Source organism: Mycolicibacter terrae (assembly GCF_010727125.1).
Lineage (GTDB): Bacteria > Actinomycetota > Actinomycetes > Mycobacteriales > Mycobacteriaceae > Mycobacterium > Mycobacterium terrae.
The window spans coordinates 615,618-629,269 of sequence record NZ_AP022564.1 but is presented as its reverse complement, the minus strand read 5'-3'; the positions used below and the strand labels follow the sequence as shown (position 1 = coordinate 629,269).

Below are 13,652 nucleotides of genomic sequence, written 5' to 3'. Positions count from 1 at the left end.
AAGGACATGATTGGCACGGGGTGGACAACGGACAGGAGACGGTATGCCGTCGCGTGATTCCGCGGAACCGGACGCCACCAAAGGCGACGCCGCGAAGGACGCCTTGACGCTGGCCGAGGCAGAGGCGAAGGCTGCCGAGGCAGAGGCGGAAGCGGCTCGGGCGCGCGCCCGACTGCTCAAACTGCAACGCGACAGCGAGCAGTCCGCCGCCGGGTCAGGCGACGACGTCACGGACGAGGATACCGACTCCGGCGCAACCGCCGATAACCCCGAGGACACCGGCGAGCCGGCCGAAGCCCCCGTGCGACTCATTCGCCTCCGGAGTCGGCTGCCGTGGGTCGCCGCGACGCTGGCCGTCCTCGCCATCGGTGGGCTTGTCGTGGGCGACGCGCTGATGCTGATCCACCACCGCAGCGTGGTGCAGCGGCAACACCAATCCGCCGAGTATGCCGCTGCCGCCCGGCAGGGCGTGGTGACGCTGATGTCGCTGAACTACGAGACCGTCGACGACGACGTCCAGCGCATCATCGACAACTCGACCGGCGAGTTCAAGAAGGATTTCGAATCCCACAGCGAGGATTTCACCAAGACGGCGCGCACGTCGAAAACCGTCACCGAGGCCACCGCGACCGTCTCCGGCGTGGAATCGATGTCTGACAATGAGGCGGTGGTGCTGGTCGCGGCCAGCACCAAGGTCACCAATACCGCGGGCGCCAAAGAGGAGCCGCGCAACTGGCGGCTTACCGTGCACATGGCCCGCGACGGAGACCAACTCAAGATGTCGAAGGTGGACTTCGCGACATGAGCGAATCCGACGCGAACGAGGTGACGGTCGAAACGTCCGCCGACGAATACGCGGCGCTGGAGCGCGGTCCCGAGACCGAGCCGCAGCAGCCGGCCGTCTCCCGGGCGCGGCGGATGGCGATTGCGCTCACCGCGGCACTGGTGGCTCTCGCCGCGCTGAGTTGCTGGCTCTACTTTGGCGTGTTCCGGATCGATCAACAACTCGGGCCCGAGGCAGAGCAGGCGGTGCTGGCCGCGGCTGCCGACGGCGCGACCGCCGTGCTGACCTACTCTCCGAAGACCCTGGAAAAGGACTTCGCCGCCGCCGAGAGCCACCTCACGGGCGACTTCCTTTCCTACTACACCGATTTCACCCAGAAAGTCGTCACGCCGGCTGCCAGGCAGAAGGACGTGCAGACCGCGGCCTCGGTGGTTCGCAAGGGCATCGTGTCGCTGCGACCGACGACCGCCGAAGTGCTGGTGTTCGTCAATCAGACCACGATCAGCAAAGCGAATCCGGACGGCTCGTTCTCGATGAGCAGTGTCAAGGTCGGCTTGCAGAAGCACGACGGACGCTGGTTGATCTCGTCATTCGACCCCGTGTAGCTACATGCGCACCAAGGCGAACGTCCAAGTGTTCATTCCCGGCGGCCCGTTGAAACAGCCGACATCGAAACGTGATTCGACCACTCCGGACAGTGTGTTCGCATCCCAGGTGTAGGTGTCACGGGTCGGCAGGTACTGTCCCATCGGACAGTGCAGGCCGTCGCCGACGTCGGTGGTGAACGAATACCTGCCGTCCACCAGCCTGGCCGTGCCGCCATAGTAGCTGCGGCCGAAGAAATGGGGCCGGTCCACCGCGCTCACCGTGACGCATCCGGCCGGCATCTCGTCGAACTTGCCCGGAGTCTCGCAGGGGAAGGCCGCCCACACCCAGGTAGCATCGGTCCAGCGATTACTCAGCACCTCGTAGTTACCGAAGTGCATGTCCGCGCCCGCGCTGGGCGCCACCGCCGTGGCGGCGGCCAGCAGGGCGAATGCCGCACCGAAAGTGCTTCGTAACATTGCGAGCTCCCTCGACTCAATCCACTGTGCCGCTACAGGTCACCGCGCCGCCATAACGTCTGGCCGTCGTTCGCGACATCGGCGACACAAGTCAGGAAAAGTCCATCCGGCGCTTGGGCCACCTCGCCGTCATAGGCGTCGCACTTGGCGCCCTCCTCCTTGATGCCGTGCATCTCCGGCGACCGGAACCAGCGCGGCTCGTAGCGGCGCGGCGAACCGCAGAACACCAGCCTGCCCGGCACGGTCGAGGGCCCTGCGACAGCGGACCCGAAGACGAAGTACGTGGTGTTCGAGCACGGCGCACCCAGTACGACATTCGGCATGATCCCCGGGGTGCACGCCGGATAATCGCACTGTTGCACTGGTGAACCCGGATCGGCCGCCGAGGATCCTGCCGCAGCCACGGCGCCGGCTACAAGGGCGGCCGAAAGGATGGCCGTCATCACACGGATGTTCTGCATCGATTCCCCTATCTACAGGCGTCGCACGCTGAGCGGTATCTGAATGACCGTGGGCTGATTGCGTCCGCACGCGCCCGAGACACCGATCGTCCTGACGTAGCCGACCAGCAGATCGACGTTCCGCTTTTCGTTCTGGCCGTTGGCATCGCTGCCCTGGAACTGGTAACGCTGCCGGCCCGGTGCGGTGGTGCCGTCCGGACAGGTTTGCCAGTCCGGGTGATAGCGGTCAACGATCCAGCGCGAGGTGCGGAACTCCAGTGGTGCGGTCCAGCCCTGGTCGCTGGTCACCTGGCCGGAGCATTGGTGGGCATTGGCGCAGCTGGAGTGAAACGTCCAGACCGAGATCTCGGTCTTCTCATCCATGAAGACCTCGTTGGTCTTCGCCCAATCACCGTTCGCGATGACCTGATAGGCACCGTTGAGTTCGAAGTTCACATCCGCCTGGGCGGCCGGCATAGGAGCAGTCGCCAGGATCAGGCTGAACGCCATTGCGGCAAACGCTGTTTCACGCACACGCATGAGTTGTCCTCCAATCAGGCCGGCATCAGATCGGTCCATGACCTGGCGGTAGCGCCGACCGCCAGGTTCGTCTGCTGCTCATACCGGCCGTCGGCGGTCATGTACTTGCCCGTGTTCGGGTCGTAGGGCAGCACCGCGACCGACGCTCCCGCACCGCTGTCCGCGTAACCGGAAGGCGCGGCCCCCGGCGGGGCTTGCGGCTGGGGGGCTTGCGGCGGCGGCGCCGGCACCACCGGTCGGGGGGCATCGGGTGGCGTGCCCGACCGTACGGCGCCCGGCGGCAACGGGGTGCCTTCGGTCGGCGCGAAGAGCCGGTCACTGAAATCCACTCGGTCGTCGACCACAATGCCCTGCTTGAGCAGGTTCGGGTCGATCGGACCCGGGCCGGTCAGATGCTGGCGCATCGCAATCGGGACAAAGCCCCTCGGATCGTCGCAGAGTTCGACCGTCGGCGCGCGCTTGCCCGGGTGCTCGATACACGGGAAGTTGCGCGCTCCGCGCACCGATACCGGCGAGTCTTGCGGCAGTTTGCAGTACAAGCCGTCCGGGGTGTCGATCGTGGTGGTGTCGGCCGGCGAACGCCACGCCGACGGCGGCAGAAACCCCACCGTGCAGGCGTTGGGGTCGCCGAAGGTCAGGGTGAAGTCGCCTTGCGGCATGCCGGTGGCATTGTTCTTCGGCAGGCCGAAAGACTGCTGGACCGCAATGTATCCCGGCAGCAGCACCATCAGCTGTTCGATCGACGGGTTGTAGGTCAGCAGCACCTGCCCGACGGTGTTCATGTTCGCCAGCAGGATCGGCAGGGTCGGCTTGAGATCCTGCAGCAGACCGGACACCTCATCGGCGAAGCCGGGGCCGCGCTGCAGGATGGTGCGCAGTTGCGGGTCATTGACGGCGACCTGCTCGCTGATCCCGGCCATGCTGCGGGCGAACGTCCGGATCGAATCGGTGCTCTTGTCCTGCGAGTCGAGCAGCGGTGCGCCGTCGTCGATCAGCGTGCGCAGTCGATCCGAGACCCGGTTGGCATCACCGCTGATGGTGGCCGCCGAGTCCAGCAATGACTGGAAGTCGTAGCCGGCACCATCGAAAGCCAGGTAGGTCTCGTCGAGCAGATTGCCCAGTCGGTCCTTGGGAATGCTGTCGACCAGCGCGCTGACCTGATCGAGCATCGGGCCGACCTGTTGGGGCACCTCGGTGTCCGATGCCGCGATCACCGAACCGTTCTGCAAGAACGGAGCACCATCGCTGCGCGGCATCAGGTCGACGTACTGTTCGCCGATCGCCGACACGCTGCGCACCGCCGCGGTCAGATCCGCCGGGATCCGCGGCGAGCGATCCAACGACAGGGTCGCGCGAACCCCGTTGCCGGTGAGTGCAACGTCGGTCACCACGCCGATCTGCACCCCGTTGTAGGTGACATTGGAGAACCGGTAGAGCCCCCCGGTCTCCGGCAGCTCCAGTTTGACCGTCAGCCTGCCGATCCCGAACAGCGTCGGCACTTGCATGTAGCCGAACAACATCATCCCCAGCCCGAGCACCGAAGCGATCGTGAAGATGATCAGCTGCATCCGGACGAAACGGGTCAGCATCTACCCACCACCTTCCGGCGCCGGCGGGGCGGTCGGGCCGGGCGGACCGGCCTGTCCCGACGACTGCAGGATCGGCTCCTGCAGCGGATCGTAGGAGTAGTTCAGGTACCACGGGTCACCGGGCGCAGGCACCAGTTTCGCGTTCTCATCACCCCACTGGGTGCCGGCGAACAATGCCCGCTTGAGTCGCGGCTTGGTGAGGTCGAAGATGGCAAACAGATTCAGGAAGTCTCCCCGGACCGCACGCTCGATGGCGTTGGGCCCGTAGGGGAACGCGGTGGCATACGCCACCGCGGCGTTCAGGTCCGGGCCGATGTCGGCCAGCGACTCCAGCGCCGGTTCCAAGTGGACGAGGTCGGCGACCAGTTCGCGCCCGGCGTCGTTGACCATGCCGGCGGACAGGTCGCCGAACTGCCCCAGTTTGGTCAACGCGCTGACGAACTTGGGTCGCTCCTTGATCAGCACATCGATGGCCGGCGGAATCTTGTTCAACGCACGATCGATGGTGTCGCGCTGTCCGGCGAAGAAATGTGCCACCCGGTTCATTTCCTGGATCGACGTCACGATGTTGTCTTGCTGGCGCTCCAGCGCCGCGGTGAACCGATCCAACCGCGCGAGCAGATCGCGGATGTCGCCTTCGCGGCCCGACATGGTGGCGCTGAAGTTGTGGATGATGTCGCCGATCTGGCCCAGTCCCCCCCCATTGACCAGTACCGCCAACGATGACAGCGTCTGCTCGGTGGACGGATAGGTCGAGGAGGCATTCAGCGGAATGGTCGCCCCGGACGCCAGTCGGCCCGAGGGTGCTTGTCCCACCGGTGGATTGAGTGCCAAGTGCATCGATCCGAGCAGGCTGGTCTGCCCGACGGTCGCCACGGCATTGGCGGGGACCTCCACCCCCGGGTTGACCGCGATCTCGACGCGGGCGTGCCAATTGTCGACGGTCATCTTGCCGACGCTGCCGACCACGACGTCGGAGAGCAGCACCGGCGAATTAGATTCCAGCGTCCCGACATTGGCCACCTCGATGGAGAAATGCTGCGCTCCCGCACCGTGCCCCTCGACGCCCGGCAGCGGGATCGAGTTCAGACCGCCGAATGCGCAACCAGTCGCGGTGCCGGCGACCACGCAGGCCAGCGACAGACCGCGCCGAATAGAACGGAGAGCGCTCACGGCGACGGCGTCCCTTCTTCGGCAGGTAGCGGTCCCGGCTGGACGGGTCCAGGCGCCGGGCCGCTGGGCAGCAGCATCCCATCGAAGGTCGTCGGGCTCGGCGGTGGCGCCCCCACGTACACCGGTGGGGTGGCAACGGCGGGAAGGCCATTGGGCACATAGGAACCGGGCGGCTGCAGCGGATCCGTCCATCCCGGTGGCGGCGTAACATCGCCGTGCAGACCGGTGTAGGCCGAAACCGTCGGCTCCTGCTCGGGCAGGGTGGTTGCCGGCTGCTGGTTGCCCGGCATCAGGGCCGGATCGGTGTAGATCAGCTTGTCCGGGCTTGCCGACTTGGCCAGATATGGGTTTGCCGGAAACGGCAACCCGTTGAAGTTCAGCAACCGCGCGGCCGGGCCGAGGTACTGCGAGCACAGCTTGCCGGTCTCGGCCGACGTGGCGTTGCTGATGCCACCGATCATCGCGCAGATCGCCTGGACCGGATTGGAGAAGTTGGTGAACGCGAAGGAACCGACCGGGGTTCCGCTCGACACGTTGTACATGTTGAGCGTGTTGGCGATCGCATTCGGGGTGACGTGCAGGATGTTGCGGATCGCGTTCTTGGCCTCGGCCAACGTCTGGGTGACTTCGACAAGCCCCTTCACGGCCTCGACGGTCTCCGCGCGGCTGCCCGCCACGAAATCTCGCACTTTGTCGATCGCGCTCGAGAAGTCGTTCAGCGCCGCATCCAGGCTGGATCGGCTGTCGTTGACCACGCTGGTCAACGTCGCGAGCCGCGATTCGAACACCACGATCTGCTGATCGCTTTCGCGCAGCGCGGTCACGAAGGTCTGCATGCCCGAGATGATGTCGACGATGTTGCCGCTGCCCTCGGCGAAGATCCTGGCCACCCCGGACAGTTGCGCCAGGGTGTCCCGCAGTTTGGCGCCATTGCCGTCCATGGCGTTGGCGGCGGATTCGATGAACCGTGAGGCCGAGGTCCCCGATATGCCGCTGCGTGGGCCCAATTCGGTTGCCAACCGGTTCAGTTGGGTTTTCACCTCGTCCCACTCGACCGGGACGGCGGTACGCTCCCGCGGGATCACCGCACCGTCGGCCAGGGTGGGTCCGTCACCATGGTGGTACGCCGGCGTCAGCTGAACGAATCGGGCGGCCACCAGGTTGGGTGCCACGATGACAGCCTTGGCGCCGGCCGGGACCGGCACCTTGCGGTCGACCCGCAGTGTGAGCTTGGCCTGGCTGCCATGCGGTTCGATGCGGTCGATGGTGCCGACCTTCACCCCGGCGACCTTTACCTCATCGCCGGCGTAAATCGCGGTGGCACTGGAGAAGTAGGCGGTGACCGTGGTCGGCTTCAGCACGGTCTGGCGGATCAGGATCACCGCGCCCACGAGCAGCAGCACGGCCATGAGCGCGCTGGCTGCGATCTGCAATGGTTTACGCGTTTTCATCGTGGCGGCAGATCTCCTGGTTGCGGAATCCCGTTGATCGGGAACGGAAGTTCGGCGCGAGGTCCGGCATTGTCCGGCGGCTGCCCGGCGTCGACACCGCGCCGGAACCCGAAGATGTAGTCCAGGAACGGCTGGAACAGCTGCGGCAGCAGCAGGTTCGGGATATAAGCGCTGTAAAACGCGCCGTTGGACACGGCTTCGCCTTGGGTGAGTTCGTATTTCGCCAGGCCGGGAAGCGCTTTCGCGAGATTATCGCGATTTTTGATCAGAATCTTGTTCAGCGAGTTGATCTCGTCCAGCGTCGGTTTGAGCTGTTCGTTGTTCTGCGCGACGAGTTCGTTCAGCTGCCGGGACACCGCCGACGTGCTGACGAGCAGGCCCACGATCGCTTCGCGGCGGGAGTTGAGCACCTCGACGAGACTGTCGGCGTCGAGGATCAACGAGTTGATCTGCTGGCTACGCTCGGAGAGCACACCGCTCATGTCGCCCGCCGACTTGAGCAGCTCGGCAAGGCTCTCGTTGCGGTTGTTCAGCGACCGTGACATCCGGCTGAGGCTCTCGAACGTGGGACCCAGCTGCGGAGAGATCTGGTCGATGGTCTCCGAGAGGGTGTCCAGCGACTGGTTGAGGGATTCGGTGTCGGTACCGGCGGTGTTGGAGGTCAGCTCCCCCACCACGTCGGTCAGCGAATACGGCGACGACGTGCGGGTGATGGGGATGACGTCCAGGGGCCGCATCTTGCCGCTGCCCGCCGGCTCCACGGTCAGCACGCGCTCGCCGAGCAGCGAACCGGTGCGGATGTGCGCGGTGCTCTGTGACCCCAGCGGGTGCTTTCCGGCCATCGTGAACGTCACCAGGGCGTCTCCGTTGTCCAGGGCGACGTCGGTGACCGAGCCGACTTTGATCCCCGACAGCGTGACATCGGCGCCGGTGGTCAGCCCGCCGGCCTCGGCGAAGCGTGCCTGGTAGCGCACCGAAGTGGCCCACTGGATCAACTGTTCGGGCTGCAGCCCGATCGCGACGACGAAAGCGGTGAGGATGGCGCCGATGAAGCCCATCCGGAACAAGTGGGTTCCGCGATATTTGAGCATCAGTGCCTACCGCGTCTTCCCGGCCGAGTACCGAGCGGTACGACGGTCATTCGTTGTCGCTGCATCGGCCCTCCTCCGATTTGATCCAGGGGAACACCGCCGTACGGCCCTGGGTGTCGCTGACGCGGATCTGCACGGCGCACAGGTAGTACTGGATGAAGCCGCCGTAGGACCCCAGCCGGATGGCCTTGCGATAGTTCTCCGGCGCTTTCTGCAGCGACATGTCCAAGCCGGCCTGGTCTGCGTTGACGGCCTTCGTCAGCCGATTGACCTGATGGATGGTGTCGGTCAGTGGATCGCGCGCGCTGCCGAGCAGATCCGCCAGTGACGCGGTGCCGCGATCCAGGGCGGTCACGGCGGTCCCGATCGGGTCGCGGTCGGCCGCCAACCCGCTGACCAGCTTGTTCAGCCGGTCGATCGCCCCGGACAACCGTTTGTCGCCGCTGGTCAGGGTGGCCAGCACCGTGCGCAACTCGTCGATCAGTGATTCGATCACCTGGCTGTTGTCTGCCAGCGAGTTCGAGAACGACGACGTCTGCGACATCAGCGAGTCGATGGTGCCGCCCTGGCCCTGCATGATCTGGATGAGCGATGCGGTCAGCGCATTGACGTCCTGGGGGTTCAGTCCGCGGATCACCGGTTTGAGGCCGTTGAGCAACAAGTCCAGATCTAATGCTGGAGCGGTCCGCTCGACCGGTATCTGGGCACCCGCCGGTAACAGCCTGGTCGATCCCGGCGCGTCCACCAGCTCCAGATAGCGGTCGCCGACCAGGTTCAGGTAACGCACCGTGGCCTGGGTGCCGGTGGTGAGTGGGATGGCCCGGTCGGCGTTGAACTTCACCAGCACCGTCCCGTCCTGCCGCAGGGCCACGCCGCCGACGGTTCCGACCCGCACCCCCGCGACTCGAACGCTGTCCCCGGATTTCAGCCGGGAGGCGTCGTTGAACACCGCGCTGTAGCCGACCGTCGGCCCGGTCCGCACCTCCCCGAAGATCGCGAACAGGAATACGGTGGCCAGCAGCATCACCGCGGCGAAAACGCCGAACTTGGCCGGGGTCTGCCATGAGCGGGTCATCCCGGCATCCCCACTTGGGCGCTGTTGCGCGGCGGACCGCCGATCGGCCCGAACAGCGCCTGCTTGAGGCCGTCGGAGTTGAGCAGAATGCCCTGGTTGCCGTATTCGTACGGGTTGGCCCCGGTGTCGGCGACCAACACCGGCGGCCTGAACTCCGGCGGCACGTCGGGCAGCCCGAGATCTGCGCAATAGGAGCGCTCGCCGGTGGCCGCCACCTTAGGCAGGTGGTCGGGATAGCGGTAGCGTTCCTTGCCCAGGGTGAAGCTGGCGGTGATGACGATGCCGGGGACTGGCATGGGCGGTGACTTCGCGAACGGCACCAGGCCGCCGATCGCGCAGCCGAGTTGCTCGTGGTATTTGTCCAGCAATTGGGCAGTCGGCTCCAGCGTCCGGGTCAGATCGACCAGGCTCTGCCGGTTCTCGCCCAGCACCTCGTTGCCGGTGTCAGCAAGGCCGATGGCACTGAGCAGGAAGGTGTCCAGGCTCTCGCGCTCTTGCACGATGCTCTCGCTCATGGTGGTGGTGTTGGCGATGGTGGCGGTCAGGTCCGGGGCCGCATCGGCGTAGGACCGGAACACCGGCGCCATCGTGGCGGCCTCGTGCTCGAGGGTGTCCAGACTGGGCTCGAGTTCGGCCAGCAACTTGTCGAAGTCGGTGAGCGCCTGCCCGATCTTGTGCCCGCGACCGTTGAAGGCCGTCGAGATGGCGCCGAGGGTCTCGTTGAGCTTCATCGGATCGATCTTGTCCAGCACCCGGACCAACTGCTGGAACACCGTGTTGATCTCGACGGTGACATGTTCGCCCGCCAGCACCTGACCGGCATGCAGCCGGGTCGCCTCCGGATCCGGCGGCGCCACCAACTCGACGGACTTGGCCCCGAACACCGTCGTGGAGGCGATCCGGGCGGTGACGTTCGCCGGAATCAACCGCAGTTGGTCGGGTTGCAAGTCCAGCCGCAGCACCGCGGTGCCGTCCGGCCGAGGATCGATGGCCCCGACCTTGCCCACCTGAACACCGCGCAGCTTGACCTTGGCGTCGGGATACATCACCAGACCCGCCCGCTGCGACACCACCGTGACCGCGACCGTGCGGGTGAAGCTGCCCCGGAACAGCGCGATCGGCAGCCCGACCAGAGCTGCGATCGTTACCACGGTCACCAGCCCGATCAGTGGCCGCAGGTAGGCCGGCTGCTCCCGCCGCTGACCGACGGGCCGGTGCTGGCCCGCGGCGGAGCCCCGCTGGTCCCGATCGTCGACTTCCCGTCCCAACGGTGGATCTGCAGTCGCCTCGAGAGCCATTACTCCGCCGAAACCCCGACGTCAGCGTGATCCATCGCTGCCGCCCCCTTCCACGATGGTGACCGCCGACACCGCCGTCGGCCCCCCGATGTTGTGCGCCAAGCCATCCGGGCACCATCGACCTGGTTGACCGCCGTACCGCGCACCTGCTCGAAAGAGTTCTACGCACTGTGCCACACCGGTGGCACCCGGTGGGTGGCCTTTGCACTTCGCGGTCAGCGCAACCTCGTCGTCACCGGCCCGCCGGCGGGGGGTTCCCCAGCACGGCGGGTAGGTGCCGATCGAAGCTACGTGCGGCATCGCGATCCCCGGCTTTCTCAGGTGACCGCGCCGACGGTCTTGAGTTCGATGATCCGGTCCCAGTCCAGCCCGAGGTCGGACAGGATCTCGTCGGTCTGCTCGGCGAAGCCGGGGGCCGGGCCGGTTTCCGCGGCGGTGACGTCGAACTGGACCGGGTTGGCGACCAACTCGAGTTCGCCGGCCTGCACGATGTAGTCGTTGGCGCGGATCTGCGCGTCCTGGGCGGCCTGCAGCGTGTCCTGCACCGGCGCCCACGGGCCGGCCAGGGTGGCGAAGCGCTCACTCCACTCGGGCAGCGTCCGTTTGGCCATCGCCTCGCGCAGGATCTCCACGGCCTCCGGGGTGTGCTCGGCGAACGACTGCGCGGTGGCGAACCGCGGATCGTCGATGTAGGCGTCGAGTTCCATGTGCTTGCACACGTCGGCCCAGAACTTGGTGGGTTGCATCATGACAAACGAGATATAGCGCTCGTCAGCGGTCGCGTAGACCCCGACCAGCGGGTTGATCGGCGAGCCGTGCACACCGGGCGGCTGTTGGACCAGCCGCTCGCCCAGATGACTGGTCAAGGCGACGGTGTGGCCCATGGCCCACAGGCCGCTACCCAGCAGGGAGACGTCGACGACAGAGGGCTCACCGGTGCGCTCACGTTTGAACAGTGCCGCCGCGATACCGCCGGCCAGGTTCGTACCGGAGATGGTGTCGCCGTAGGCGGGCCCCGGCGGGCCGATCATGCCCTCGATACCGGGCGGGGTGATGGTGGCCGCGGTACCGGCGCGACACCAGAAGGCGGTCATGTCGTAGCCGCCCTTTTCCGATTCGATGCCGCGGGGGCCCAGCGCACTGCCGCGGGCGTAGATGATCTTCGGGTTGATCGCACGGATGTCCTCGACGTCCATGGCGAACTTCTTACGGTGTCCGGGCAGAAAACTGGTCAGGAAGACGTCTGCGCGCTTTGCCAGTTCGAGCAACACCTCGCGGCCTTGCGGTATCGACACGTCCAAGCCGATGCTGCGCTTGCCGCGGTTGGCGTGCTCGATGTTGGGGTTGGGGTCGCCCTCGACGCGCAGCATGCCGGTCTGGCGCAACCCGCGCTGCGGGTCTCCGGTGACCGCGTGCTCGACCTTGATGACCTCGGCACCCCATTCGGCCAGCACCGCACCGGCCGACGGGACGAAGCCGTACATCGCGACCTCGAGCACCCGAATGCCCTCCAGCGGCTTCATCCGGGCTGCCCGGCGACCGGCGTGGCGAATGTCTTGGACTCCAGGAACTCCTCTAGACCGGCGACGCCCATCTCGCGGCCGATGCCGGACTGCTTATATCCCCCGAACGGGGCATCCGGACTGAAGTAGTTGCCGCCGTTGATCGAGAACGTTCCGGTGCGGATCCGCCGGGCCATGGCCAGCGCACGGTCCTGGGCGCCGAAGATCGCCCCGGAGAGCCCGTAGATCGAGTTGTTGGCGATCCGCACCGCATCGTCGTCGTCGTCGTAGCCGATCACCGCCAGCACCGGCCCGAAGACCTCCTCCTGGGCGATCTCGCTGTCCGGGTCGACTCCTGTGAGCAGCGTCGGGGTGTAGAAGAAGCCGGGGTCGACCTTCTCGCCGCCGGTCACCAGGGTGGCTCCCGCGGCGACCGCGCGCTGCACCATGCCGTCGACCTTGTCGCGCTGCTTGGCACTGATCAGCGGGCCCATGTAAGTCTTCGGGTCCGTTGGGTCGCCGTAGCGCACGTGGGAGAAGTTGGTCTTGATCAATTCGACGATCTCGTCGTGATGGGTGTTGGGCACCAGCAGTCGCGACGTCAGGGCACAGCCCTGGCCCGCGTGGGTGACCATCGAGAACGAGGCGAACACCGCGGCCATGTTGAAGTCGGCGTCGTCGAGGATGATCGCCGCGGACTTGCCGCCGAGTTCGAGGAATACCCGCTTGAGCGTCCCGCTGGCGGCGGCCATGATCGCCCGCCCGGTGGGGGTGGATCCGGTGAAGGTGACCATGTCGACGTCCGGATCGGTGGTGAGCACCGCGCCGACCTGCGCGTCCGACGAGCTGAGCACATTGACCACCCCGGCCGGGATGTCGGTGTGGTTGGCGATGAGTTCCCCGAGCGCCAACGTCACCAGCGGGGTGTCGGGGGCGGCCTTGAGCACCAGGGTGCAACCGGCGGCCAGCGCGGGGGCCAGCTTCGCCAGCGCCAGCTGGTTGGGGTAGTTGTAGGCGATGATCGCGGCGACGACGCCGGCGGCTTCTTTCTCCACCCAGCGGTGGTGCAGCATCCCGCGACTCTCGACGTTGCCGAGGTCTTCGGTCATCGGATAGTCGCGGAGCAGGTCGGCGTAATAGCGCACGATCGCAATCGGCTGGTCGAGTTGTGCGCCCTGGTTCAGCGCCGCGGTGGCCCCGACCTCGGCGATGGTGAGCGCGGCGAATTCGTCGCGGTGCTCGACCAGAGCCTGATGCAGTTGATCCAGGCAGCGGATCCGCAGCGCAGTGTCGGTGGCCCAGTCGCCGGTGTCGAATGCGCGCCGCGCCGCCGCGACGGCCGCGGTGGCCTGCGCCACCCCGGCGTCCGGCGCGTGGCCCAGGACTTCCCCGGTGGCCGGGTTGAGCGATGCGAAGGTACTCTCCGCGCCCACCAGCTTGCCGTCGATCAGCAGTTGCCGGGCGGCAACCTGCGCAGTGGCCTTCGCACCGTCGGTGGTGGTCGCTGCCGTTTCCTGCGAACCCATGCAAGCCTCCCGCCGGATAACTACATTCTCATGTGCGGCGAATCATACATCTCGACGAGGAGAACTCAAGCGGAGTCGGAACCCGTCAGCCCTATCGCTGGACGGCACGGCAGCGCAGC

General features: G+C 66.3%; 13 protein-coding genes and 1 pseudogene. 2 read left to right on the top strand and 12 right to left on the bottom strand.

Translation table 11 applies throughout. From position 1 onward, the window contains the following. Positions 1-43: 43 nt before the first annotated feature. The gene (locus G6N23_RS03055; RefSeq protein WP_085261712.1) at positions 44-805 is read left to right on the top strand and encodes an Rv1363c family protein; all 762 of its coding nucleotides are present in this window, start codon (positions 44-46) and stop codon (positions 803-805) included. Then, positions 802-1,389, top strand: coding sequence for a twin-arginine translocation pathway signal (locus tag G6N23_RS03050; protein ID WP_085261711.1), 588 nt, complete (start codon positions 802-804; stop codon positions 1,387-1,389). Before G6N23_RS03055 ends, G6N23_RS03050 begins: the two co-directional genes overlap by 4 nt. On the opposite strand, the gene G6N23_RS03045 is transcribed toward G6N23_RS03050, so the two are convergent. The 12 genes and pseudogenes from G6N23_RS03045 to G6N23_RS02990 all read right to left on the bottom strand — a co-directional run bounded on the left by G6N23_RS03045 (position 1,390) and on the right by G6N23_RS02990 (position 13,533). Beyond that, entirely contained in the window at positions 1,390-1,848 is a 459-nt protein-coding gene (locus tag G6N23_RS03045; protein WP_085261710.1) for a hypothetical protein, read from the bottom strand. A 32-nt stretch (positions 1,849-1,880) separates the two neighbouring features. After that, on the bottom strand, positions 1,881-2,309 hold the full coding sequence (locus G6N23_RS03040; protein ID WP_085261709.1) for a hypothetical protein: 429 nt from the start codon (positions 2,307-2,309) through the stop codon (positions 1,881-1,883). A gap of 12 nt (positions 2,310-2,321) precedes the next feature. Beyond that, positions 2,322-2,798, bottom strand: a complete 477-nt coding sequence (locus tag G6N23_RS03035) for an Rv2253/PknI dimerization domain-containing protein (protein ID WP_234808663.1) — start codon at positions 2,796-2,798, stop codon at positions 2,322-2,324. Between the two features lie 44 nt (positions 2,799-2,842). Further along, complete coding sequence (locus G6N23_RS03030; RefSeq protein ID WP_085261707.1) at positions 2,843-4,417, bottom strand: MCE family protein; 1,575 nt, start codon at positions 4,415-4,417, stop codon at positions 2,843-2,845. Then, complete coding sequence (locus G6N23_RS03025; RefSeq protein ID WP_173675043.1) at positions 4,418-5,590, bottom strand: MCE family protein; 1,173 nt, start codon at positions 5,588-5,590, stop codon at positions 4,418-4,420. Further along, a complete protein-coding gene (locus G6N23_RS03020) occupies positions 5,587-7,041 on the bottom strand; it encodes an MCE family protein (RefSeq protein WP_085261706.1) in 1,455 nt (484 codons plus the stop codon). The genes G6N23_RS03025 and G6N23_RS03020 overlap by 4 nt, the downstream gene beginning before the upstream one ends. Next, positions 7,038-8,132: an MCE family protein gene (locus tag G6N23_RS03015; RefSeq protein ID WP_085261705.1), complete on the bottom strand. Its 1,095-nt coding sequence runs from the start codon at positions 8,130-8,132 to the stop codon at positions 7,038-7,040. The genes G6N23_RS03020 and G6N23_RS03015 overlap by 4 nt, the downstream gene beginning before the upstream one ends. A gap of 46 nt (positions 8,133-8,178) precedes the next feature. Next, entirely contained in the window at positions 8,179-9,207 is a 1,029-nt protein-coding gene (locus G6N23_RS03010) for an MCE family protein (protein WP_085261704.1), read from the bottom strand. Then, on the bottom strand, positions 9,204-10,505 hold the full coding sequence (locus tag G6N23_RS03005; protein ID WP_085261703.1) for an MCE family protein: 1,302 nt from the start codon (positions 10,503-10,505) through the stop codon (positions 9,204-9,206). The genes G6N23_RS03010 and G6N23_RS03005 overlap by 4 nt, the downstream gene beginning before the upstream one ends. Positions 10,506-10,526: 21 nt before the next feature. Continuing rightward, positions 10,527-10,715 (bottom strand): annotated as a pseudogene (locus tag G6N23_RS21810) (thiolase C-terminal domain-containing protein); the annotation flags it as partial. Between the two features lie 107 nt (positions 10,716-10,822). Continuing rightward, complete coding sequence (locus G6N23_RS02995; protein WP_085261702.1) at positions 10,823-12,028, bottom strand: CaiB/BaiF CoA transferase family protein; 1,206 nt, start codon at positions 12,026-12,028, stop codon at positions 10,823-10,825. Beyond that, the gene (locus G6N23_RS02990) at positions 12,025-13,533 is read right to left on the bottom strand and encodes an aldehyde dehydrogenase family protein (protein WP_085261701.1); all 1,509 of its coding nucleotides are present in this window, start codon (positions 13,531-13,533) and stop codon (positions 12,025-12,027) included. Before G6N23_RS02990 ends, G6N23_RS02995 begins: the two co-directional genes overlap by 4 nt. Positions 13,534-13,652 lie beyond the last annotated feature (119 nt).

Coding starts and splice junctions, on each gene's coding strand:
- G6N23_RS03045 (WP_085261710.1), bottom strand. CDS start 1,848: ATGTTACGAAGCACTTTCGGTGCGGCATTCGCCCTGCTGGCCGCCGCC.
- G6N23_RS03020 (WP_085261706.1), bottom strand. CDS start 7,041: ATGAAAACGCGTAAACCATTGCAGATCGCAGCCAGCGCGCTCATGGCC.
- G6N23_RS03015 (WP_085261705.1), bottom strand. CDS start 8,132: ATGCTCAAATATCGCGGAACCCACTTGTTCCGGATGGGCTTCATCGGC.
- G6N23_RS03040 (WP_085261709.1), bottom strand. CDS start 2,309: ATGCAGAACATCCGTGTGATGACGGCCATCCTTTCGGCCGCCCTTGTA.
- G6N23_RS03050 (WP_085261711.1), top strand. CDS start 802: ATGAGCGAATCCGACGCGAACGAGGTGACGGTCGAAACGTCCGCCGAC.
- G6N23_RS03055 (WP_085261712.1), top strand. CDS start 44: ATGCCGTCGCGTGATTCCGCGGAACCGGACGCCACCAAAGGCGACGCC.
- G6N23_RS03005 (WP_085261703.1), bottom strand. CDS start 10,505: ATGGCTCTCGAGGCGACTGCAGATCCACCGTTGGGACGGGAAGTCGAC.
- G6N23_RS02995 (WP_085261702.1), bottom strand. CDS start 12,028: ATGAAGCCGCTGGAGGGCATTCGGGTGCTCGAGGTCGCGATGTACGGC.
- G6N23_RS03030 (WP_085261707.1), bottom strand. CDS start 4,417: ATGCTGACCCGTTTCGTCCGGATGCAGCTGATCATCTTCACGATCGCT.
- G6N23_RS03010 (WP_085261704.1), bottom strand. CDS start 9,207: ATGACCCGCTCATGGCAGACCCCGGCCAAGTTCGGCGTTTTCGCCGCG.
- G6N23_RS02990 (WP_085261701.1), bottom strand. CDS start 13,533: ATGGGTTCGCAGGAAACGGCAGCGACCACCACCGACGGTGCGAAGGCC.
- G6N23_RS03035 (WP_234808663.1), bottom strand. CDS start 2,798: ATGGCGTTCAGCCTGATCCTGGCGACTGCTCCTATGCCGGCCGCCCAG.